Genomic DNA, 23,232 nt, shown 5'->3' with positions numbered 1-23,232 from the left:
TTGTCCGGCACTCACTTTGACACCCTGTATCGGGGGTGAGCCGACGGCGGTTCACTCGCATGTCCCCCTAAGGAACCTGCGGCTCGCGCCATTACTCGGAGGTGAGTTCACTGCGGTCCGTTAACCGGCTCGCACCTGGGGTGCCGGCTCTCTGCAATAACGGTCTCACGAATTAATACTCCTCTTCATCGCACTGCTATGATAACTCTTCTTATCGTAATATTCACCACATTATAACCAAAAGATACATGTACCGTCAATCCTTTCACCCGAAGTAGCCGCAGGTTCCCCTGTTCCAGCAAGTGACGGGATGAATTACGGTGACTTCAAGCCGGCCTTCTGCGGATATAATAGCCGATGATATGCTGAATAACCACCTTAGCAGCAGCGAAGAAAGGAACAGCCAGAATCAGTCCGATCATTCCGGCGATCTCCCCGCCGACCAGCAGCGCGAAGATGATCAGCAGCGGATGCAGATGCAGCTTCCGTCCTACAACCTGAGGAGAGATCACGTTACTCTCCAGCATTTGGCACAGGGTGTTCACCACCGCCACCAGCAGGACAAGGCGCCACGACAAGGTTGAGGCCATTACAATGGCCGGGGCCGCCCCCAGAAACGGACCCATATAAGGAATAATGTTGAATACCGCGACAACACAGGCGAACAGCAGCGCATAAGGCATGCCGATAATCGCGTAGCCGATATAAGCGAGCACGCCGATGATGATGCAGACGAGAAACTGCCCGCGGATATAGTTGCCGAGCGCTTCATCAATGTCTTTTAACAGCATCACAATCGACTTGCGGCGCGAACGGGGCAGACAGGATACCACCATCCGTTCGAACACCTCGAAGTCCTTCAGAATATAGAACACGAGAAAAGGCACAATGAATGCGTTGAACAGCAGGCCAATGGTCGAAGCGATATTATTAAGGAAGTAGGAGATGCCTTCGGCCAGGCGGTTCTCCAGCTGATAGAACCAGTTATTCATTCCCGTCTCTACCCCGGGCGGAATCAGCCTGGAATTCATGCCCTTCATCAGCCCCTGCGCGTGCAGCGTCATCTCCGGCAGATGCTCGTTCAGCTCCTCCAGCTGTTTCATGAACATCGGGATCAGATTGATCAGAATCACCGCAAGTGAGGTCAGGAACACTGCATAGATCAGCAGGACGGCTACGCTGCGCGGCATTTTTCTCCGGGAGAGCATAGTGACCACCGGATTCAGTACATAGGAGATAATCATGGCGGCCAGGAACGGGGCCAGGATCGCTTTTAGAAACAGGAATACCCCATTCAGCATCGGACGGAGCAGCCAGACAAAATATAGAATAATCAGTGAGAGCAGCACGCCGGTCATCCAGCGGAGCCATTTACTGCGGAACCACTCCTCCATAATCTCCCTCCTGAACGTGTACAGCCCTTAACCATCATGCCCTATTAGTATGTGTGGGAGGGGAATGAAATACTCTGCTCTGCAAAAAATTGGTTTTTTGTTATTTTAGTTCGCAGGTTGGTATAGTGGCCGGGTTCAAGGTTCGCTACAATCATATTGTAAAGCGCTTACATTATTGAGGAGGGTATTGTATATGAGGAGAAAGCTACACAAGTTATTCGGTGCAGGAATGACCCTGCTGCTCGCCGGTCTGCTGACAGGAGCTCCGTCCGTTTCGGCGGCCACCGTCTTTGATGAGCCTCTGACTTACTTCAACCCCGCAACCTGGCAAAAAGCAGACGGATACTCGAACGGCTCCATGTTCAATTGTACCTGGCGTGCGAATAATATCTCATTCACCAGTGGCGGACAGCTTCGTCTGGCCCTGACCAGTCCCAGCAATAATAAATTTGACGGCGCGGAATACCGCTCTGTCTACAAGTACGGCTACGGCAAATACGAGGTCAGCATGAAGCCGGCCAAGAACAGCGGGATCGTCTCCTCCTTCTTCACCTACACCGGGCCTTCAGACGGGACACCTTGGGATGAGATCGATATTGAGTTCCTCGGCAAGGACACCACCAAGGTCCAGTTCAACTATTACACCAATGGCGTTGGCGGCCATGAGCAGATTGTCAATCTTGGCTTTGATGCTTCCCAGAGCTATCATACGTACGCCTTCGACTGGCAGCCGGGTTATATTAAATGGTATGTGGACGGGGTCTTGAAGCATACGGCCACCAGCAACATCCCCTCCCGGCCCGGTAAAATCATGATGAACCTCTGGAACGGAACGGGAGTGGATTCCTGGCTCGGTTCCTATAACGGGGCGAACCCGCTGTACGCCTATTACGATTGGCTGAAATTCACAGGCAACTAACTTGCAGGCAGGTGATGGACCCCGGCGATGCGCAAGCGGCATACGCCGGGGTCCTTTTGTCTATGTTGATCATAGGGACCCATCTTCAATATTTGTTATTCCAATCGCCACATTGTTATGGCGGCTGCAACCGCCCTTCTGTACGATATATAGAAGAATGCAGCACAGGAGGAACAGAATTGTTGGAGCCGCCGCCTGGTACGTTGGCAGGAGCTCCATGTGTATCTACGACAAGAAACCGCCTTATATTGAGGCGGTTTCTTGTCCCTGCGGCATCTAGCGGCTGCTCTGGTCCCAGGCATTGACCTCCATAGTTTCAGTAAGTCCGCCGTAGGTGTTCCACTTGTGCACGAATTCGTCGAATTCTTCAAGCGGGCTGTCCGCGAAGATGATTTTGATGAAGCTTTTCTGCTCCAGCTTCTTCAGCAGCTCGCCGTCGCGCTTCATCGTCGCTGTCGGAGGTCCCGTGAACTGCTCCTTGCGGGAAGCCTCCTTCTGGCCCAGCAGCACAGGGGCAATGTCCTTCGGGATCTCCCGGATGACCCCGGAGGGAATCCGGGCCCCGTCGAAGGTTAGCGTGTACGAGGCTACGCGGATGCCGCCCAGCGGCAGCGCCGAAGATTGGGCGCTCGGCTGGCCGCCCGCCATGGTCCAATCATAGCCCTCTGCAAGACCATGAGCGAATTCACCGGTCGAGGTAGCGTATGAATCGAACAAATAATTCTGATACGTAAAAAAGATTTCAGGATGCTTCATCTTCTTATTGATCAGAATGGCACCGTTGACAGGCAGGGTCCCTCTTCTCATGGTGAGGCCGCCCGGTCCCGAAGGGACGGCAATTGCCCGGACACGCGCCTTGGCGTCACTCTTGGTCAAGGAGGACAGGGGCCAGCCGCGCATCCAGTAGGGTCCGGCAATGATACCCGCCTTGCCGGAGATGAACTGGTTCGCCGCGCCCTCTTCATCCAGCCAGGCACTGTCAGCGCTCAAATAACCGCGCTGCATCCATTGCTTCATGAGCTGGACAGCCTTCCTTGCTTCGGGCTGGATGGAGCCGTACTCCAGGGTGCCGTCACTCCGGCGGTTCCACTGCTCAGGAACCGTACCATAGGCGCCGAACACCCAGCTGCTGTCTCCCATCCAGGTGCTGGGGCCATTGCGGAATCCAACCGAGAGGCCGTAGGTATCCTTGATCCCATTGCCGTCCGGGTCCTGGTTGACGAAGGCATCCATGACCTGCTCCAGCTCATCCAGGGTCTGCGGGGCTTTCATATGGAGCTTGTCCAGCCAATCCTGGCGGACCCAGAGCAGCGGATCGGAGTTATATTCATAATCCATAATGGGAATGGCATACCTGTGCGCGCCGCGCATGAAGGGGTTCCATGCCGAGGCATCCTCGGCAACAGCCTTCTTCCATACCTCGGACGCATGCTGCTCGAACAGGTCGCCGACTTCCATGAATTGCCCTGAATCAATCAGCTCCTGGATAATATCGGCATCTCTGGTCGTTACAATGTCGGGCATATTGCCTTTGGCCAGCTCCAGCCTCAGCTTGTTGGCGTAGGTCTCTGAGGTGCCGGAGATCGTCCATAGATACCGGATTCGGATGCCGAGCCGCTTCTCGGCCCAGGCTGTATGTACGTTGTGCTCCAGGCTCTCCCCTTTGATGAAATTCAGATTGGGGTTCACGGAGCCGACCGTATACAGGTCTACCGGAGGATCATATTTGCCTTCCTTAACATCGAAGTGAGGGGCTGTACTCTGCGGTGAAGCCGGCGGCTGACTATATTCGGTGCTGTGCCAGGAGCAGCCTGACAGGATCAGGAGCAGCAGCAACAGCGGGGAACGGACTTTCATGTAACCACCTGCTTTTCGTAGAGTTCGGTGTGACGGACAGATTGTATTATAATCGACTTCATGATCTTATGATACACTTCTCCATATTACAGCAAATGTCTTGAAAAGGATGATCTTTATGGTGGCATTTCGTCCCAACCTGTTCATTAAAATGGTGGCAATCCTGCTCTCGCTGATTGCGGCCACACTCTTGTTCTACGGAATGTCCTACCGTAAGGATGTCGGAGTCATTACCAGTCAGATCAAAACCACCGACCTCAATCATCTGGAATTCCTGACCCAGCAGATGGATAACAACATCAACCAGCTCGCGGGCAGCATGTATGCCCTGCAAAGAGATCCCACCATCCGCGATTATGAGCAGATTACGCAACTGGGCCATCTTATTGATCCAGCCCAGACGATTATGACGGTACTGGAGAAGTTGTCCCTCCAGACCAGCTCTAGTACCTGGGAGAACCGGATTGTCTTGTACAAGCCCTTCAGCGGGGAGACCTTGGGCTCAGATTCCTCGCTGTCCTTCGATGTCGCTGTCCTGCACAAGCCGCTTCCGGCAGGCTGGGAGTATATCTCGGCGGACAGGGCCGGCGCGGAGGCAGGCTTCCGGCTGCTCTTGTCGGACCCTGCCCAGGCAACAAGCCGGCCGCGCGAGGCGCAGCTGCTGATGTCCATGTATTTGCCGGTCTCCAACATTGAACGGATGTTCGATGCCTACCAGTCGCAGAACACGGGCGACACCTTCTTGTACCATCCGTCATTCGGGGTCATCCTCTCACGGAGTTCGGACCGGCAGATGGCGGAGCAGGTCACTGCGGTACTGAATATCACGGCCGGGAAGAGTACCTCCGACATCTTCGACCTTACGCAGGGCAGCTTCCTGGTCAGTTCGGTGCCCTCCTCGGCCATCGACTGGCAAGTCGTGCATTATTCACCGCTGAAGGAGATTCTTGAGCCGATCCGCAGCAGCCGCTCTTCCTTCCTGACAGGATCGGCCATCCTGCTGGTGATGAGCCTGCTATTCTCCTTGCAGCTCTACCGCCAAGTGCAGCGTCCGGTGAGCCTGCTGCTGCGTTCGCTGAACCGGATGAAGGAAGGGCGCTGGTCTACACGTATCCATACCCGGACCAATCCCGAGTTCACGCTTCTTAATGAGGAATTCAATGATATGGCCGAGAAGATTCAGTCGCTGATCGAGCAGGTCTATCTGGAGCAGCTCCGGGCCAAGGATGCCCATCTGAAACAGCTTCAATCACAGATCAATCCGCATTTCCTGTACAACTGCCTGTTCTTCATCAAGAGCAAAGCTGCCATAGGAGATACAGAGTCTGTCGAGGCCATGGCACTCAGTCTGGGCGAATATTACCGCTATATTACCAGGGTCGATCATTCCCTCACCACCCTTCAGGATGAGCTGAAGCTGCTGGAGACTTACCTGAAGATCCAGAACCTGCGGAAGCAGCGAATACGCTATGAGGTGGATATGGAGAGCGAGCTGCTGGACCTGCACATTCCGCGGCTGCTGATTCAGCCTCTAGTAGAGAATAGTATCATTCATGGCATTGAGCGAAAAATCGGCCCGGGCTCCATCCGGATCACCGGCCGCCATACCCGGGAAACCATTCTCATTACCGTAGAGGACAACGGTGCCGGTATGACAGAGGAAGCTATTGCAGCACTTCAGGTGCGTATCAACGAAACCACGCGTGATGATGGAGGCTGCGGGCTATGGAATGTCCAGCAGCGTCTCAAATTACATTACGGCGAGGCTTCCGGCCTGATGATTGCCCCTTCACCGGAAGGCGGTCTAATAACAACTCTCCGTATGGAGAAGAAAGAGGAACCTGATGCACCAAATCCTATTGGTTGACGATGAACCCTATGTGGTCGATGATCTGTCCATTTCAATTCCCTGGGCGGAGATGGGCTTCGGACAGGTCCACAAAGCTTATTCCGGGTATGAGGCGCTGGAGCTGCTCCAGCGTCATCCCATCGATATTGTAGTCACAGATATCAATATGCCGGAGCTGTCCGGCACCGAGCTGATTGCCGCCATCCGCAAGCGCTGGAAGCATATCCGGGTGGTGATGCTGACCGGCTATGCGGAGTTTGAATATGCCCGCAAGGCTATTGAAGAGCAGGCCAGCGCCTATCTGCTTAAGCCGATAGCGAACGATCAGCTGATCGCCGTCATCGGTAAGCTGCAGGAGAAGCTGCGCAGTGACTGGGAGGCCTGGTCCTCCCACCAGCGGACGATGCAGACCTTCCGCGAGCATCTGCCGATCCTGCGGGACCGCCTGCTCGGGGAGCTGCTGCAGGGACGGAAGCTGCCCGGGCCGCAGCTCCAGGAGCGGCTGGACCAGTTCGACCTGCCGTTCAGGGCCGGGCTGCCGGTCTGTCTGGCCGTGGTCCGTCCCGAGGAATTCTTCCGGCGCCAGGATATGCACAGCATGCTGCTGTTCGAATATGCGATCATTAACATCGCCCAGGAGCTGTTCCAGGACCGGTTCCTGATCTGGTCCTGCAAGGATGTGCATGATTATCTCGTATTCCTGCTGCAGCCCAGGGAGGATCTTGAACACGGCGGCAATCCGGGAAATGAGGTGGCCCAGGCTGCCTATCAGCTGCAGAATCATGTCAGCACCCTGATGGGAGGCGGCCTGTCCGTGGTGACCACCGGCTGGGGCGGCTTCCCGGATCAGGTCTACACTCTCTATCAATCTGCCATCTCCGCGATCCGCCAGCATATCGGCAGCGAGACCGGCATCTATCTCGATACTACGGATAACAACAGCTCCCAGCCCGTGGAGATTCTCCAGCCGCTGTATGAGCCTCCGCTGCTGTTCCACATGTTCGAAGCGAACAACTGGCAGGGCATTGAAGACAAGCTGAACGCTATCATCTCGGAGCTGCTTGACAGTCCCGAGCGGTCATTGGAGCATATCCATGAAGCCCGCCTGCACTTGGAGACGGCCTTCTATTACTTCGCCCACAAGAATAATAAGCTGCTGAGCGAGATTGTCGGCAATCCGCTGCTGGAGCAGGCTCCCTTTCAGACGCCGGACAAGCTGCGGGAGTGGGCCATGGAGGTTATCCTTCTGCTGAGAGGGCATACGGATTCCGAACGGCGGAACAGCCGGACCGTGCTGATCGGCAAGGTACATGAGTATATCAACCGCAATCTGCACTATGTCTCCCTACAGGCCATCGCCGACCATGTCCAGATGCATCCGGTCTATCTCTCCAAAATGTACAAGCTGGAGACCGGCAAGCGCATCAGCGACTATATCAGTCAGGTAAAGATGGAAAAAGCGGCGTATCTGCTTATCCATACGCCGCTCAAAATTTATGAAGTTTCCTCGGAGCTCGGGTACTCCAACGCCCATTATTTCATTAAGCTCTTCAAGGAATATGCGGGGATGACCCCGCATGAATACCGTGACCGGGCGCTGTAATTCCGTCAGTTACGCGAAGATAAGCTCTACCTCATGGGCGAAGCCGTCATCTACGGCCGGTACCAAGCCGTCCTCCAGTACCCGGCCGTCCAGCGTCAGGCGGGCCGCCCCGTCCTGCATGCGGTGGAAGCCCTCCGGCTTGCGGACCTGAATCCGGTAGGATGAGCTGCCCAGCTTCAAGGTATAGGTAAGCTCCGTCTGCTCTTCCCGCAGCACCGGACTCAGTGCTATGCCCTGCTCCGTATATTCAATACCCAGCGCTTCCATCAGCGAGAGGGTGAGCCAGGTCGAGGTGCCGCTAAGCATCGGGCCGATGTTCTCACCAGTCTCGCTATTGTTGTATTGGGTGCAGAACCGCGGATTTCCGCAGACGGCAAACGGATCATCCATCGTCTTGAACGGCATAATCCGGTCCAGCAGCCAGTACCCCAGGCGGCAAAGCTCAGCAGCCAGATCCGGGCTGGATACTTCCTTGGCTCCCTTGAACATAGCCGCAGCAGCCATCATGCAGGCATGCTTGAATACGCCGCCGTTCTCGCGGTCACCCGGGAAGTATTCATCCGATGCCGTGTGCGTGGATACCCGGCCCAGCGCCACCGGCGAGACTAGCTTCATGCCGTAAGGCGTCATCAGATGCGCCTTCATGGTGTCCAGCATCACCGCAATCTGATTCTCATCCGCACAGCCGGCCAGAATGCTCCAGCTGAACGAATTCAGGAAATACGAGCCGTCCTTCGCCGGATCGGAGGACATTCCGTCCCCGGCAGCGCCGAGATACGTATATTCTCCGTTCGGGTAGCGGTTGAACAGCACTCGGGCGAAGAAATCTCCCTTCCAGGCATGCTTCTGGATGCGTTCGCGCAGTTTGGCTCCGAAGACCGTCAGCTCATCTGCATACGCCTGCTCGCCTTTGCGGGCGGCCAGGGTGGACAATTCATCGACCGCCACCTTGAGAAGGAAGGCGTTCATGACGCTCTCGGAATAATCACTCTCCAGCGAATCCCCGAAGACACCGCCGGCCTCCAGCTGCTTCCGGTAGAGCGCTTCCTTGGCCGGGCCGTTCAGGTAGGTGTCATCGAGCTTCAGACAGTCGTTCCAGTCTGCAAAGTCGAGCAGCGGCAGGCCGTGGCGTCCGATTGAGATCTGTCCGGAATAGACAATAATCGCCTTCAGGGTCTCGAATACCGGCCGTTCGGTATCCGTTCCTGCTACCGGACAAGACTCATCCAGGAACTCCGCATCCCCGGTCAGCATGACATAACGGTAGACAGCCTGGATCAGCCATAGCGCATCATCGGACCATTTGCCCGGCTCTTTGCCGGCCCAGAAGAAATTGTGATACGCATACCCCAGCTCGAAGACCATGCTGGTCCATTCTTTCAGCAGGCTCTTGACGAGGCCGCCCCGGCCCATCCCGACGAAATAATACATCGAGGCATACATATCCTGAATTTCACGGAAGCCGATCTCCCGGTAGCCCTTCTGGGTCTGACAGAAGGAGCGGGAGACAAAGCTCTGGTAGAGCACCTGAAAAGGCAGGTTACGGTTCACGAACTGGTCGAAATCCGCGTCCCCGGAGGATACCTGCAGGAACCTGGAGTAATTCCGCACAAACTTCAGGGATTGTGCCAAGGCTTCTTCGGCCGCGCTGCGGCTTGTGAAGCGGGCGATCAATGCACCTACTTCTTCCTCCAGTACCGTATCGCTCCAGGTAGCACCGCTCTTGTCGGAGACAAGGCCCGTCAGCTGGTCAACCGCTGCCGAGGCTCCGGCAGCAACCTGAATCTCCCCCGCTACCGCGAAGAAGCCCGGGCCCTTGCGGTGCAGAATGCTGCTCAGCTTCAGCGCGCCGGATGGTCGGTGGAGCGAGCCGGTGCCGACGAACTCGTTGTAGCTGACGCAATATTCGCGCGGGAGCACCGGTCCGTCTTCCCCGTGGATAATCATCGTGTGGAAGCGCAGATCATGGCGCCCGCCTTCCGGGTAGTAGTCGGGGCTGATTGCAGCCACGGCACCAGCAGCGTCCTGCAATACGCCGCCTTGCATAATAACATTGCTATACAGCACATCCTCGAACAGAGCGCCCGGTGCTGCCGAGCCGAACATGCCCGTATACACCAGACGAAGCTGGCGGCTGCTCTCTCCATGGTTCATAATCGTAACCCGCTGCATCTCGGTCGCCAGCGGCAGACCTTCAGCATGCGGCAGAATGAAGATCGTACGCGTGATCTCAAGTCCGCCGGACAGGCGGTACGTGATGATGGTTACATTCTGCGAATGGCGGCAGACCGCTGATTCAACGCCTTCTCCGCCCGGATCTGCGGAATAGAAGATCTGCTTCCCGTCCTCGAACAGATAGAATTGACGGTTGGCCGGGAAGCCGTTCTCCTCCTGGCGCATATCCCAGCGGGTCGCCAGTACCTGGGTAGCCGCATGGGAACGGAAGCTGCCGCCGCCAAGGCGGTCTACCACGCTCTTCGGTGTAGTCTGGAGCGGATGAGGGAACTCCAGACGGTTGCCCAGCAGCAGGTTGACCGCGAAGTGCGGACCTGGAACGGGGGAGTGCAGGTCAATCACATGCTCGCCTTCAGCGTTAAGGGCACCAGCCCAGCCCGGCGCAGCCTGAAGCTGCACCAGCGCCGCTCTTGCAGCCGCCTCCGGTATCGCTTTTGCCTGTTCCTGTCTTCCCGCATGGCGGATATGCAGGGATAGTGCCTTACCTGTATCATTCACGGTGAACAGCGCGGAAGTGCCAGCCTCCTTCGGCAGCAGCGCTGCCACTTCCGGGAGCTTCAGCAGCTCCTGAATGGCAGGCAGCCGGAGCGGAAGGCCGGCTACACCAACAGCTCCGATGCACTGGGAATCCGTGAAGACGGCACTTAGCCGGCCGCCCTTGTCTATCCGGTCTGCGAATGCCTGTCTCAGGATATCCTCAGGCGAAGCAACCGCCGCTCTTGCGGTATTGAATTTCAGCATCATGAATGGTTCTCCTCTTTTCCTGTTTTCTGTTGGACGATACTCATTCCCTGTTATGTATACTCATTAGGCTGAAGAATTGGGGGAAGTTCTGAACAAGCATGGAGAACGGTTGCCCGTCCTCCATGTAATAATTATAGAAGTGTCTGCGCCCAGTCTAAATACCAAATCGTAAGCCTGAATAACAAAATCCAAAGCATGTTCAAGGTGCTTAAGGTGCAGTTGCTGTTCCGTTATTCGTGAGCACGATATCATCCACGTCCACCGTCAGATGCCCGGTGCCGCCATCCTTGATATCCCCCAGCTCGAATGAAATACGGCCGATGGAGGTACTGCCCCCGGCGACATCGAATTCTACGGTATATTCCTGATATTCGCTGCCCAGATCAACAATTTTGCTCGTATATCCGTGCCATTTGTAATTGTCCGCTACATCCAGCCAGCCGATGCTGATATTCATTTTGCGTTCAGCCGATGCCTTGGCCTTGAAGGTAAGTGTATAATGATTGCCTTCGTTGTAAGCGACTCCCTCATAAAAGACCTGCCGGTCCCAGGTGTTCGTTCCCGTGGAGCCCACCTTGATCTGCAGCGCGCCATCCACATTGTCAATAGCTAACTCTCCGTTGTCGGAGGAGTAGCTGCTCCAGCCCTTAAGCGGCGCCGAGAAATCGCCGTTTGGAATCAGATTCTCCCCGTAAGCCTCACCATCCAGCACCGGGCTTACCTGAATCAAGGAGATATTGCTCAGGTTGACCGCGTGCGCTCCGAGCTCTTCGGTGATCTTGCCCAGACTGAACTGGAGCACCGCTGCGGAATCCGTTGCCGGGGCAGTGAATAGATATTCATAATGTTCTCCGGCTTCGGTGAGTCTCAGCTCCTGTTCCAGATAAGGAGTCCAGATATCATCGGTTGAACCGTCTCGCTGAACCAGCGCTCTAATATCCCGGGCCACCGAAGCATCCGCATCGAAGCGCAGCAGATATTTCTTGCCCTGCTCTACCGGGATGCCCGGTTGCTTCACCTGTGCATGCCACGCCTCCGTTCCCGTTCCGCCGAGGCTAACCTGCAGTTCTCCATACACAGCCTTCATTACAGTGCTCTTCCCCGGATCATTGTCATCCCAGTCCTTCTTGAACAGCGTCCAGTTGTCGGTGGAAGCGTCCTTGAAGCTGCCGTTCACCACCAGCTCGCGGGACAGATCCAGCCAGGCCAGATTGTAGCCGCTGCCGCCAAGACGGATGTAATAGCTTCCCGCAGGCAGCGCAAGCGGGGTTCCAACGATCGCCCGGTAGGACTGAAGCCCTCCGGTATCGCCAACTGCCGTGCTGTAGACAGATTCCGTTACTACATTCTGCTTGCCGGCATCCAGCACTGACAGCATAAGCTCCGAATCGGCGCGCACACTGGATACGCGGGTTACCGGAACAATGCTGCCTGCCTGAGGCAGTACCACCTTGTATTCCACATAGTCGCCCTTATCCATATCCGTGATATCCTTGCCGCCTTCACCGCTTGGAATCAGACCGGTTCCCGAGGCTCTCCAGAACTGGTCTCCCCTCAGATGCAGGTAGTTAGTGAGCACAGGCGGATCGGTCATCCGTACGAGACGCACATTGTCAATCTCGGTCTGCCCCGCAGCCGCGCCCAGAAGGAATGATAACGCAGCTTCCGTGCCGGACCCGCCGGACAGCTCAATCTCTGCTGTATAGCTCTTCCACTCCGGTGTCAGAGTGAAGGTGGTTCCGTCAGGGTAGACCGTCTGTCCACCGCTGCTTGCCAGCTTAATGCCAAGCGGCTGCGCCTCGGCCGATCTCGCATCGAAGGCAAGCTGGTAGACGGCTGCTGCGGACACAGGAATTCCTGCCTGGGTCAGCGTCACATCCTCCGGCGATCCTCCGGCCTTCTTCACGTCCGAGCGGAACTCCCGCTTCATCATCGGCAGAGCAAGTGTATTAGTTACACTGGCCTTCGCCGCTGCTTCCGAGCCCTGCTTAACGGCAAAGCTCCAATATCCAAGCCGTGCTTCTCCCAGATCGAAGCCTCCGTTATAGATCAGGTTGCCGTCTGCAAGCGGAGTGCGTACTACCGGCGGCGCCTCTATCTCTACCACCCTTACATTCGCGAAGTAGGCAGATATGTTGTTCAGACCCAGGTTGAACTCAAAGCGGGCATTATTGTCCGAAGCCTTGGCCATCGTAAAGCTGTACTCATACGGCTGCCAGTCCGTTGTAAGCTGGAAATTACGCTCCCCGGAATACGCCGTCCATCCGCCGCCGAATTCGGTCAGCTTGCTCATCAGCGGCCGGGCTGCGTCCGCTTTGGCATCGAAGGTTACCTTGTAGGCTTTGTCCCTCTCCAGCAGCAGCGGCTTCTGTGCAAGCTGAATGGAGTAGTTCTTGGTTCCGGCCTCATGGACAGCAACCTTCACCGCTTTGCCCTTATCCTGATCCTCAATGACGGAGACGGCTCCGCTTCCGCCCTCATTCGCAATCAATTCCCAATATTCCGGCTGACCCTGGGCTTCTACAGCACCCTTGAAGTCCCCGTTGTAGATCTGATTCCCGTCTGCCAGGGCAGGACGCTGCGGGGTCGACAGTCCCGGATCTACCGGCCGCTTCCCTGTTACATCCGGCCATTGATCCAGGTTGTTGTATTTGTAGACCCGTACGTAGTCTACATACATTTTATCCGACTTGAAGTCGGCCTTCGGATCGCCCGGCCAGTCCCCGCCCACAGCCAGATTCAGAATCATATAGAACGGCCGGTCAAACGGGGCAGGGTACGTATAGTAATCCGGCTGGCCTTTCGCCATCGTTCCCCAGTCACTCGTCTCAAAATACATTTTATCGTCCACATAATAACGGATCAGGCCCGGAAGCCATTCCAGCGTGAAGTCGTGATAATCATCAGCGAAGGTCTGACCTTCCGGCAATACATAGGTTTTGGTCTGGCTAGTTTGCGGAATGTCATAGTGAATCGAGCCATGGACCGTTCTTGGATACAAATCTGCTCCTGCCTTGCCGGCAACGGGTCCCGTCAATTCCATAATGTCCATCTCGCCGCTTCCCGGCCAAGGTCCATACTGTGTCTCATCATCGGTTGGCATCATCCAGATGGCTGGCCACATCCCCTGCTGAACCGGCAGCTTGGCCCGCACGGTGAATTTGCCGTAGGTCCAGTCGCCCTTCATCTTGGAGGTCAGCTTAGCTGAAGTATAATTTTTGCCGCCGTAAGCCTGCTTCCGGGCTTCCAGCTCCAGTACGCTCTGCCCGCTCTCTGTCTTAAGCGAAGCATTGTCCGGGTGATAATATTCCAGCTCGTTATTGTACACCGTGCCGGTATCCTGTACATTCCATTTGCCCTCATCAATGGTCTTGCCGTCGAATTCGTCATTCCAGACGAGCTCCCATGGATTGTTCTGGGTTGGTGGAGCCGGCGTTGGGGTTGGGGTGACAGCAGGCGTTGCTGTCGGCACCGGCGTCGCAGGTGAAAGTGTGGAGGTTGGCGTTGGTGTGCCACTGCCTGCGCTTCCGCCGCCCGCTTGGGCCGGGGCAGTGGTAGCCCTGGCACTTGCCTGCGCTGTAGCTCCCGTGCCGGACAAGTCCCGAAGCGTCTCGCCGGTCTTGAGTGCCTGGCCGTTCAGCAGTACACGGTCCGCCTGGTTCTCAAGCCGGCCGATCTGCCCCCGGCTCACGATCTCTGATCCGGCAGCGCCTGCGCCGATGAGTACAGTCTCTGCGCGTGAGCCCGCTCCGATCTCCACCTTCGCCGGCTTAAACAATTCGATGCGCGCTGCGGTACTGCCATCCTCCAGTACCATCCTTACCAGAGTGCTAAGCTTATTCAGCTTGATCTGCCCCAGGGTAGATTGGCGGAACACCACCGAATGGTCACCGCCTCCTGAGATATGTGCCGTTCCCTGCACCTTGATGCCTGAGAAGGCAACCTCCCCTTCTCCCGCTCCGGATGTGACGTAGAGATTGCCGCTGACGGTTCCGCCTTCAAGCTGCACATTCGCCCGGTTGACAATCACATTGCCGGACACCGCTCCAAGCTTTTGGCTTCCCTCGCCGGAGCTGATCCACCCGACCATCCGGCTCAGCAGCTCGGCCAGCTCCGCCCGTGTCATCTGCGCCTGCGGATTCAGCTTGCCGTCCGCATCGCCGCGCAGGTAACCGGCATCCAGCATCGCACTCACGGCTTCCCGGGCATAGCTGCTGACCGCTGCCGCATCTGACTGTGCAGCCAGCGCACCCGGGGAGCCCGCCTCCAGCGTGAACGCCCGGCTCAGCATGGTTACAGCTTCCTGGCGGGTGACGGCCGCTCCCGGCTGGAACCGGCCGTCCGCGTAGCCTTGAATAACGCCTGCGGCATTCACGCGGCTTACATCCTTGCCATACCAGGAAGAAGCGCTTACATCACTGAATACAGTGCTGCGTGAATCCGCGTAACGGAACACGCGGCTGATAATGGCGGCCATCTCTGCCCGCGAAACCGCTTGTCCCGGTCGGAATTGTCCTGCTTCGTCCCCCTGCAGAATTCCTGCGGCTGACAGCCTGTTCACTGCGGATGAAGCCCAGTGCTGCTTCATATCGGCGAACCCTGCCGCCCGGGCTGCATCGGCCCAGCCTGTACTTGCAGACAGCCTGTCTGCGTCTTTCCCGTTATCTGCCTGCGCTATTCCTGTAGTTCCCGGAAGCTGAATCCCTGACAGCAGTAACCCGGCGATCAGAAGCTTGGATATTCCTTTGCGGTACATCTGAACATTCCCCCTCGTGTAGAACCTTGTTGAATTCTGGTCTCTTGCCAGTCGATTTCAGTATAGGGTCCGTGTCCCAGAGACGACATACCAATTCCTTAGCCCGTATAACAAAGTTGCAACTTTGTCCGGAGCTCCCTGTAAACGCCGCTCGCGCCAGTCCAATGTAATCGGTTTTTCGATTACATCCAGCCCGCACGACCTCACGTGGCGAAATCTAATCGGTTTTTCGATTACATCCAGCCCGCACGACCTCGCGTGGCGAAATCTAATCGGTTTTTCGATTACATCCAGCCCGCATGACCTCGCGTGGCGAAATCTAATCGGTTTTTCGATTACATCCAGCCCGCACGACCTCGCGTGGCGAAATCTAATCGGTTTTTCGATTACATCCAGCTCGCACGACCTCACTTTGGTCATACCCCTGTCAAGTAGACAGATGAAAAAAGCTAAGCAGCCAGCGCGTGTCGATACTCAATCGGCGCGCGCTGTTTCAGTTTCGCCTGAAAACGTTGGTAATTGTAAAAGTAGATATACTCCTCAACGGCTTGATGAATCTCTGCTTCTGACTTACACTGGTGAAGGTACAACTTTTCTGTCTTCAGATGCGAAAAGAAGGATTCGATGCAGGCGTTATCCAGGCAGGTTGCTTTGCGAGAGTGGCTGCCCTTGACGCTGAATGCCTCTAATCGTGTGTTGTACGCCTGAGACGTGTACTGAAAGCCTTGGTCCGAATGGAGCACGGCCTCAGACACGTCTCTTTTCCGTGTCCACTGTTCAACGGTATCTAAGACGAGGTTTACGTCGTTTCGCTCCGAGATCTGCCAAGCTACAATCTCATTGTTAAAGAGGTCCTGAATCGCAGACAGATAATAAAAACGGGTGCCGTCTGAGATATATGTGATGTCCGTTACTAGCTTCTGCTGAGGTGCTGTCGCATGAAACTTACGCTTTAATCGGTTCGGGTAGACCACGGAAGGAGTAGAGCCCGCACGACTCCTTTTCTTGCGAATGACAGACTGGATCGATAGCTCTTTCATGAGCCGCCATACCTTCTTGTGGTTGACGAGGTAGCCTGCCTCCCGCAGGGCTGCCTGCATTCGAGGGTACCCGAAATAGGGATGAACCAGGTGAATAGCCACCATATGCTCTTTAATGGCGTGCTCTTGCTCATGGGCATCCATTCGTCGAACCTCTGCACCTCGCCACTTGTAGTAATTTGCCCGCGATACCTCTGCAATGGCTAATAGGCGGGTGATGCCATGTTGGTCACGTAGTTCTTCAATTACGGCGTATTTGTCGTGCAGTCCAAGCTTCCCTCCCTTTACAGATTTGGATACCGCTTTTTTAAGTAGTCCACCTGTGCCTTTAAGTAATCTCGTTCTTCTTCTATACTGGCAAATGTAGAACGTGGACGTCCTTTTAAAGGGCTTGTTGCCCCTTTTTGTGTATCGAGTGGCTCCCCATTCCGATATTTCTTTACCCATACTTTAAGCTGGGTACAGTTCACAATCCCCAACCTGTCGGAGACGACCTTATAGCTCTCACCTCCTGTAAAATAGGCTTGAATAGCCTCTTTCTTGAATGCCTCCGTGTACGATTGAAACACTTGTCCCTTTTTGGCCATACCAAAATCCCCTCCAAGTTCACTCATTTCCTCATGTTAACACATGAGGTTTTTTCGAGTGTCTACTTAAAGGGGATAATACCACTTGGCGAAATGTAATCGGTTTTTCGATTACATTTCGCCCGCACACCCCACACCTGCCCTTTGTAGTCGGTTTTCTACATACATCCGGCCCACACATCCGTTCGCCCGCTCAATATGTTCTTTTTTTTCACATCCATTCAACTTCGCCTCCTTATTCACACCATTCAAAAAAAGCCCAAATACCGGGCGGCTTCAAAAGCCGCCCGGTATTTGGGCACGGCGAATCTATGTAACTGTTGGCCGGTTATGAATCAGGCAATGCTCAAGAGGAGGCGTGGATCTGCGGGAAATCCTGTGCAACCTCTTCACCCGAGAACAGATCGTCAAGCGAGCTGAGCGTGCCATCCTCTTCAACCTGATACACCGACATTTTCTCGCCGTTGACCGTTAGTTCGATGAAACAGCCCCAGCAATAGAACTGGTGGGAGCCGATCTTGCCGATATCCTTGGAGTTGCAGTTTGGACACTTCATATAATACATTCCACCTATCCGTTAACAATATTAATGGCTTTTTGGAGCCGTTCTTCACTCATCGCGGGAACCAGTACAGAATCCTCTCCGATAGTCATCTCTTCAGAACAAGGCAGCCATTTGCGGCCTTCGATCAAATCAGTTACAAGCCCGTCACTGATTTCCAGCGCTACTATTGTGTTTCCCAACTTTTGGTCAAAATAAACATCCGATATTCGCCCAAGCACCGTTCCTGATGCTGTAAGCACCTGCCTGTCCTTCAATTTGTTCTTTCCCAAGAGAAAAGTGTAGGATATATGGTCAGCGTCGACCTTAACAATCGACTCTTTATTGCGGATCATGACAGCATCTTCGCCATAAGCGGCAATATTATCCCATGCCACAACTTTCACATGACTAGAGAAAAAAGATTTGCTCTCCAGTTCAATACCCGTAATATTCCAGTTTGAATCCAGTCCGATATCGATAATTTCGCCGACTTCAGTACCCTCTTCAACTTCATACACAGTGAGGCCAATCATATCTTGAAGCTTCATGGTATCCCAAGTCCCCTCACCTTAGTATTGCCTACGGGTTCCCATGGGCCGGAGTACCTCTTAAACGGCTGCCAGAATGCACGGACGCCTAGTCTCTATTACGCAGCCGGCTCAAAACGGTTCCAACTTTCTGGGCAACAACCTGCATTTCTTCATTAGTATTACCCAAACCTGTACTAAAGCGAATCGCAGAGTTCAAAAGTTCTTCCGGAAGCTTCATCGCCCGGAGAACATGGGAGATTTCCAGAGATCCTGATGTGCAGGCCGAACCGCTGGCCGCCGCAATCCGTTCCATGTCCAGGTTCATCAGCAGCACATCTGTACCGGCTCCGGGAAAGCTGATATTCAGGATTCCAGGCACCGTATGCTGTTCATTTCCGTTGACGACATATCTCTCTGCTCCAACCTGCTTGTCCAGCTCCTCCAGCAGCGTTCTGCGGAGCTCCAGAGCCTGCTCATGATGACCCGGCTGCCCTTGCACAACCAGTTCAACAGCTCTCGCGAACCCGGCGGTATGAGCCAGACTCTCCGTGCCCGCCCGCCGGCCGCGCTCCTGAAGTCCGCCATGCTGTCTTGGCATAAGCGGCGCCCCCCGCCGGACGTACAAGCCTCCAATCCCCTGCGGACCTCCGATCTTGTGGGCCGAGAAGCTCATATAGTCGACCGGCAGGTCGCGGAGCACCAGGGGCAATGTTCCCAGAGCTTGTACAGCATCTACATGCACAAGCACACCCCGTTCGGCCGCCAATCTGCCAATCTCTTCTATAGGCTGTACAGTTCCCACTTCATTATTCACATACATTATGCTAATCAGTACTGTATCCTCGCGCAGAGCCGATTCCACATCCTCCAGAGAGACACGGCCAGTAGAATCCACAGGAAGATAGGTGACCTCGAAGCCCTGCCCCGCAAGCTCCGCGCAGGTATGCAGCACTGCATGATGCTCAACCGCTGTAGTAATGATATGTCTACCCTTGGAAGCAGAAGCATAGGCTGCGCCGAACAGCGCGAGATTATCACTCTCCGTGCCGCCGCTTGTGAAGACCCACTCCTCAGGGGAACAGCCCAAAAAGCCCGCGATTCTGTCGCGCGCCCCATTTATAATTCTCTTGGCAGACCGTCCGAACAGGTGCACACTGGACGCATTGCCGTACTCGTTCAACAGCATATGATACATAACCGCTGCCACCTCCGGATGAACCGGTGTTGAGGCGGCGTGGTCCAAATAGATGGGTTTCATAACGAAATTCTCCGCTTCTTAAATATAAGAATTTATTTGTTTCCCTGAAAGGACGGCAATGCCGATTCCACTTACAGGACTACTAGATTATACTGCTGAACTGCCTGTTTTACCACCTGTTAATAAACACAATATTGTAACATTTGTCCATGGTCAGCGCTCCCGGTCAGCCCTCTAATTCCGGCAACCGCGCAGCAAGCTGCTCCTCGGAGATCACTTCAATACCATGCAGCCGCAGGAGAGCTGTGGTCACCCCTTCTCCGGGGATTTTCATGCCCGCAAATTCTCCGTTATAGATCCTCGAGCTGCCGCAGGAAGGGCTGTTCTCCTTAAGGACAACAAGCGTGGCCGCTAAGCTCCGTACCTGCTCCAGTGCGGCATACGCGCCCTCTATATACATTGCGGTTACATCATTCCCTGTTCTGTCAACCACCCGGGCCTGCCCCTCAAGCACATCGCTGCCGCTGCCGCCTATAATCTCTGCCGGTTCTCTCGGGGTAGAGAAGCCGCCCAGCAGCTCGGGACATACAGCAACCGCCTGCCGGCTATCCAGCAACTGCCGGATGCCCTGCTCCAGACAATCTGTTCCATTATATCTGACCTTCATTCCTGCCAGGCAGGAGCTTACAATAATCATTGCCCGCTGTCCCCCTTCGCAATCCTAAGTCTCATCTTATATAATGCTAAGACAAGCTGTTCGGTCTGTAAACCATTAACTTTCCAGGGAGGCATAGACAACATGTGCGGAAGATATACGATCACGGTAACGCTGGAGGAGCTGATCGCCAAGTATTTCATCCGGGAGCATCCGCTCATCCAATATGCACCGAGGTATAACGCAGCTCCAATGCAGCATATTGCTGCGGTTATTCATGACGGCACACAGAATAAGCTCGGAGAACTACGCTGGGGGCTGCTCCCTTCCTGGTCCAAGGAGGACAAGAACGCTGCCAAGCTAATCAATGCCCGCAGTGAGACTCTGCTGGAGAAGACTTCGTTCAAAGGACTGGTGGCCTCCCGCCGCTGTGTGATTCCCGCAGACGGCTTCTATGACTGGAAGGTCCAGGAAGGCGGCAAGCAGCCGATGCGGATCACGATGCGGGACGGGAAGCTGTTCTCCATGGCTGCTCTGTATGATATCTGGACCAGCCCGGACGGCGGCAAAATCTCCACCTGCACGATCATCACCACCGCCCCGAACACTCTCATGAAAGACATCCATGACCGGATGCCGGTCATTCTGGATGCGGACGGGGAGGCGCAGTGGCTGGAGCGCAGCAACCGGAATATTCCCGCCCTGATGAAGCTGCTGCGGCCTTACGATGCGGATCAAATGCTGGCTTATCCCGTCTCCGCAGCCGTGGGCGATGTCAGGAGTGACTACCCTGAGCTGATCCGCAGAGCCCGGCCGGAGCCGGTGCAGGGCACACTATTTTGACTACTCCTAAGACGAAATATCTGCTGTTTGAAACCTCCGGTCCCAGGGTATTAACTAAAGCTCATATCTCATAATATCCATCCACAATACGAACCCCAGGAGGAATTTCATATGGCTCTCAGCAGACAAGCAGTGTCCTTAAGTTCATCCGCCTCCTCCATCGAGCTGGAATGTCTCTATCATTCAACGCAGGGACGATGGGCGTATGCGTATGACAAGGATACCTTCTATTTAAGAGTCCGCAGCAAAAAAAACAACGTAGACCGGGTATTTTCCCTGATCGGCGACAAATACGACTGGGAGCAGCATCATCAGGAGCTGAGCATGCACAAGGTAGCTACTGACAGCTTCTTCGATTACTGGGAAGCAGAGGTCTTCCCCGAGTTCAAACGTTTCTCCTACGGCTTCCGGCTGGAAACCGGTCAGGAAACGGTATGGATGCTAGAATCCGGCTTCTTTACAGACGGGCTGCCTGCGCCTGCCGGAGGCTACTACGAAATGCCTTACCTCCATGAGGTTGACCTGCTCCAGGTGCCCGAATGGGCGAAATCTGCGGTCTTCTATCAGATCATGCCGGACCGGTTCGCTAACGGAGACCCGGCGAATGACCCGGAGGGAACGCTCGAATGGGGCGAAACGCCCACCCATGACAGCTATTTTGGCGGAGACCTGCAAGGGATGATTGATCATCTGGATTATATTGTGGAGCTTGGCGTAACGGCACTGTATCTGACCCCGATCTTCCAGGCTCCCAGCAACCATAAATATGACACCGTTGACTACGGAACGGTTGATGCAAACTTCGGGGATCTCGATAAGCTCAAGCTGCTGGTAGACCTGGCCCATTCCAAAGGACTTAAGGTGGTCCTCGATGCCGTCTTCAATCATACAAGCTCTGAGTTCGCACCGTTTAAGGATGTGCTGGAGCATGGAGCAGACTCCAAATATGCAGGCTGGTTCCATATCCATGATTATCCCGTTCAGGTGGTGGACGGCAAGGCCAACTATGATACCTTCGGCTTCTTCAGCGGAATGCCCAAGCTCAACACTGCTAACCCGGAAGCCAGAGATTATCTGCTGGATATCACCAAGTTCTGGCTCAAGGAGGTACACATCGACGGCTGGCGGCTGGATGTCGCTAATGAGGTAGACCATGTGTTCTGGCGGGATTTCCGCAAGGCGGTCAAGGAGATTAACCCGGAAGCGTTCATCATCGGCGAGGTGTGGAGCGACTCCCTCAGCTGGCTGCAGGGCGATCAGTTCGATTCGGTGATGAACTATCCCTTCTCTGACCGGCTGCTGAAGTTCTTCGGCGCGGACAACGACATGGATGCGGACACCTTCGCAGCGCAGATCTACGGGCTCCTCATGCGCTATCCCCGGCAGGCAAATGAAGTGCTGTTCAATCTCCTGGCGAGCCATGATACCCCGAGAGTGCTGACCCGGCTGGGAGGAGAAAAGGGGCGGCTGAAGCTGGCCATTACCTTCCTCTTCACATTCACCGGTACGCCGTGTATTTTCTATGGAGATGAGATCGGAATGACCGGGGAGGATGACCCGGACTGCCGCAAATGCATGATCTGGGAAGAGGACCGGCAGGACCGGGAGCTGCTGCGCTTTTATCAGAGTATCATTGCCTTGCGCCGGGAACATGAGGTTCTGCGCACCGGCCGGTTCCGCTTCCTGCTGAGTGATCCGGCCAGCCCGGGTCTGGTGTATGAACGCTGGAATGAGCACACCCGCTTCACGGTCTGGATGAACAACTCTACCGAACCGCTGACCCTTACGCACTCACTGGGTGAGGACACTTGGCAGGATGCCTTGAGCGGCGAGCCTGTGGAGCAGGATGGGGAGAAAATCCGTATGACGCTGGAGCCGCTAGGATACCGCATACTGTATAGTGGACAAGCTGGCTGCGAAGCCTGAGAACTATATTTAGACAAAGACAAGCCCCGGGAAGGGGCTTGTTTGTTTATAGCTGTTTGTTACACCGAACCGGGCTACCAGAGGTGGTATACTTTTGTAAAAACAATCGTTCTTCACAACCTATACAATGACAGGAGAGCCGCCGCATGAACATTAGAACCGCAACCGAAGCCGATTATGATTACCTCGCAAGCCGTGACCATCATATCCTGAACTCACTTCTTCTCCCGAAAATAAACCAGCAGGAGATTTACATTCTGAGCGAGGGCGGGCTGGACATTGGCTGGCTGCGTTACGGCTATTTCTGGGATCAGATCCCCTTCATGAATCTGCTGTGGATTGATGAGCCTTATCGCGGCGCAGGCTTCGGCAGACAGGCGGTGCAGCACTGGGAGCAAGCGATGCAGGCCATGGGCCATAAGCAGGTCATGACCTCCTCGATGGCCAATGAAGAGGCCCAGCATTTCTACCGGAAGCTCTGCTACCGCGACTCGGGCTGCCTGCTGCCGGACAATGAGCCGCTGGAGATTTTCTTCACCAAAGCGCTGTAGC

The 23,232-nt window shown here is 55.0% G+C and carries 16 protein-coding genes; 6 read left to right on the top strand and 10 right to left on the bottom strand.

Annotated features, from left to right (window positions below):
• Window positions 1-326 precede the first annotated feature (326 nt).
• On the bottom strand, window positions 327-1,394 hold the full coding sequence (locus MKX42_RS08985) for an AI-2E family transporter (RefSeq protein ID WP_340752200.1): 1,068 nt from the start codon (window positions 1,392-1,394) through the stop codon (window positions 327-329).
• Window positions 1,395-1,623: 229 nt separating this feature from the next.
• Between MKX42_RS08985 and bglS the strand changes: the two genes are divergently transcribed.
• Window positions 1,624-2,313, top strand: coding sequence for a beta-glucanase (bglS, locus tag MKX42_RS08980; RefSeq protein WP_445669366.1), 690 nt, complete (start codon window positions 1,624-1,626; stop codon window positions 2,311-2,313).
• A gap of 276 nt (window positions 2,314-2,589) precedes the next feature.
• On the opposite strand, the gene MKX42_RS08975 is transcribed toward bglS, so the two are convergent.
• The gene (locus MKX42_RS08975) at window positions 2,590-4,170 is read right to left on the bottom strand and encodes an extracellular solute-binding protein (RefSeq protein WP_340752198.1); all 1,581 of its coding nucleotides are present in this window, start codon (window positions 4,168-4,170) and stop codon (window positions 2,590-2,592) included.
• Between the two features lie 118 nt (window positions 4,171-4,288).
• Here MKX42_RS08975 and MKX42_RS08970 point away from each other — a divergent pair, with 118 nt between their 5' ends.
• Entirely contained in the window at window positions 4,289-6,037 is a 1,749-nt protein-coding gene (locus tag MKX42_RS08970; protein ID WP_340752197.1) for a sensor histidine kinase, read from the top strand.
• Window positions 6,015-7,622: a response regulator gene (locus tag MKX42_RS08965; protein WP_340752196.1), complete on the top strand. Its 1,608-nt coding sequence runs from the start codon at window positions 6,015-6,017 to the stop codon at window positions 7,620-7,622. Before MKX42_RS08970 ends, MKX42_RS08965 begins: the two co-directional genes overlap by 23 nt.
• Before the next feature lie 9 nt (window positions 7,623-7,631).
• On the opposite strand, the gene MKX42_RS08960 is transcribed toward MKX42_RS08965, so the two are convergent.
• The 8 genes from MKX42_RS08960 to MKX42_RS08930 all read right to left on the bottom strand — a co-directional run bounded on the left by MKX42_RS08960 (window position 7,632) and on the right by MKX42_RS08930 (window position 19,953).
• Window positions 7,632-10,601, bottom strand: a complete 2,970-nt coding sequence (locus tag MKX42_RS08960) for a GH36-type glycosyl hydrolase domain-containing protein (protein WP_340752195.1) — start codon at window positions 10,599-10,601, stop codon at window positions 7,632-7,634.
• A 208-nt stretch (window positions 10,602-10,809) separates the two neighbouring features.
• The gene (locus MKX42_RS08955; RefSeq protein ID WP_340752194.1) at window positions 10,810-15,357 is read right to left on the bottom strand and encodes a carbohydrate binding domain-containing protein; all 4,548 of its coding nucleotides are present in this window, start codon (window positions 15,355-15,357) and stop codon (window positions 10,810-10,812) included.
• 449 nt (window positions 15,358-15,806) lie between these two features.
• Window positions 15,807-16,760: an IS3 family transposase gene (locus tag MKX42_RS08950; protein WP_445669363.1), complete on the bottom strand. Its 954-nt coding sequence runs from the start codon at window positions 16,758-16,760 to the stop codon at window positions 15,807-15,809.
• A complete protein-coding gene (locus tag MKX42_RS33395; RefSeq protein ID WP_445669297.1) occupies window positions 16,682-16,984 on the bottom strand; it encodes a transposase in 303 nt (100 codons plus the stop codon). The genes MKX42_RS08950 and MKX42_RS33395 overlap by 79 nt, the downstream gene beginning before the upstream one ends.
• 346 nt (window positions 16,985-17,330) lie before the next feature.
• Window positions 17,331-17,540 (bottom strand): hypothetical protein, encoded by a 210-nt coding sequence (locus MKX42_RS08945; protein ID WP_036690502.1) that lies wholly within the window; start codon window positions 17,538-17,540, stop codon window positions 17,331-17,333.
• Window positions 17,541-17,554: 14 nt separating this feature from the next.
• Window positions 17,555-18,076: a PRC-barrel domain-containing protein gene (locus MKX42_RS08940; RefSeq protein ID WP_340752193.1), complete on the bottom strand. Its 522-nt coding sequence runs from the start codon at window positions 18,074-18,076 to the stop codon at window positions 17,555-17,557.
• Between the two features lie 88 nt (window positions 18,077-18,164).
• The gene (locus MKX42_RS08935; RefSeq protein ID WP_340752192.1) at window positions 18,165-19,316 is read right to left on the bottom strand and encodes a cysteine desulfurase family protein; all 1,152 of its coding nucleotides are present in this window, start codon (window positions 19,314-19,316) and stop codon (window positions 18,165-18,167) included.
• Window positions 19,317-19,482: 166 nt separating this feature from the next.
• A complete protein-coding gene (locus MKX42_RS08930; RefSeq protein ID WP_340752191.1) occupies window positions 19,483-19,953 on the bottom strand; it encodes a DUF523 domain-containing protein in 471 nt (156 codons plus the stop codon).
• A 102-nt stretch (window positions 19,954-20,055) separates the two neighbouring features.
• On the opposite strand from MKX42_RS08930, the gene MKX42_RS08925 reads away from it, so the two are divergent.
• From MKX42_RS08925 to MKX42_RS08915, 3 genes are all read left to right on the top strand, one after another.
• Window positions 20,056-20,754, top strand: coding sequence for an SOS response-associated peptidase (locus MKX42_RS08925; protein ID WP_340752190.1), 699 nt, complete (start codon window positions 20,056-20,058; stop codon window positions 20,752-20,754).
• 111 nt (window positions 20,755-20,865) lie between these two features.
• Complete coding sequence (locus MKX42_RS08920; RefSeq protein WP_340752189.1) at window positions 20,866-22,680, top strand: alpha-glycosidase; 1,815 nt, start codon at window positions 20,866-20,868, stop codon at window positions 22,678-22,680.
• Between the two features lie 146 nt (window positions 22,681-22,826).
• Entirely contained in the window at window positions 22,827-23,231 is a 405-nt protein-coding gene (locus tag MKX42_RS08915) for a GNAT family N-acetyltransferase (RefSeq protein ID WP_340752188.1), read from the top strand.
• Window position 23,232 lies beyond the last annotated feature (1 nt).

Origin of the sequence: Paenibacillus sp. FSL R7-0204, assembly GCF_038002225.1 — a bacterium.
In the GTDB taxonomy this organism is placed as follows: Bacteria; Bacillota; Bacilli; order Paenibacillales; family Paenibacillaceae; genus Paenibacillus_AQ.
The sequence above is the reverse complement of the archived record's forward strand: the minus strand, read 5'-3'. Positions and strand labels throughout refer to the sequence as shown.